The organism is Psychrobacter celer (assembly GCF_016107555.1).
Classification (GTDB): domain Bacteria; phylum Pseudomonadota; class Gammaproteobacteria; order Pseudomonadales; family Moraxellaceae; genus Psychrobacter; species Psychrobacter celer.
On the sequence record NZ_JABASU010000062.1, the window covers coordinates 1 to 866 of the forward strand.

1 protein-coding gene is annotated in these 866 nt (G+C 41.7%); it reads left to right on the forward strand.

Annotated features, from left to right (window positions below; all coding sequences use genetic code 11):
* The first annotated feature begins 95 nt into the window (after positions 1–95).
* Positions 96–848: an IS5 family transposase gene (locus JFC05_RS12675; RefSeq protein WP_198337144.1), complete on the forward strand. Its 753-nt coding sequence runs from the start codon at positions 96–98 to the stop codon at positions 846–848.
* Positions 849–866: the final 18 nt, after the last annotated feature.

The following is an 866-nucleotide window of genomic DNA, read 5'->3' on the forward strand; positions in this document are numbered from 1 at the left end:
ATTAGGGCGTGTTGAACATTGGATATAAATTTCTGGCAAAAAAAATAGCGAACGGTTAATCTTTAAGTTCTCACACAAAAAAGATATCGTTCGCTATGCCTCGCACCATGCTCAAAGATGAACACTGGACAAGACTGAAACCTATATTACTAGAACTTAATATCTATGACAAAGGAAATCTTAGACAAACGGTTGAAGGCGTGCTTTATCGCATGCGTGTTGGCTGTCCTTGGCGCGACTTACCCGAGCATTTTGGCAAGCCTAATACCATCTATAAAGCTTACCAGCGCTGGTTTAAGAGTGATAAGCTGATTGCATTATTTACGTTACTGATCAAAGACGCAGACCTTGAGTGGGTCTTCATTGATGGTACTCATATCAAGGCGCATCAGCACAGCAGTGGTGGCAATGAGAATCTACAATCCATTAGTAAAAGTGTGGCAGGACGCGCCACTAAAATTCACTTGGCAGTAGATGCTCATGGCAATCCGATTACCTTCATTCTGTCAGATGGCACAACCCACGATGTTAAAGTCGCACCTGACTTAGTAGACAAAGTTAATTTGAGCAATACAGAGGTTTTATGTGCGGATAAAGGCTATGATTCTGATGCACTACGAGCGCATATTGAACAAGCTGGGACACGGGATAACATCCCTCGAAAACAAAACACTAAGTATTCTAACAACCATATGGACTGGGACTTATATAAAGCGAGGCATCTAGTAGAAAATGCTTTCGCCAAACTAAAACAGTATAGGGCGGTTGCCACCAGATTTGATAAGCTCAAGCAGAGTTATGAAAATACAGTCGCTCTTGCTTGTGCTTATATCTGGCTCAAATTATGAATGTTCAACACGCCCTAA

Excerpts from the sequence above, each read along its gene's own strand:
- JFC05_RS12675 (WP_198337144.1), top strand. The coding sequence starts at position 96 with ATGCCTCGCACCATGCTCAAAGATGAACACTGGACAAGACTGAAACCT.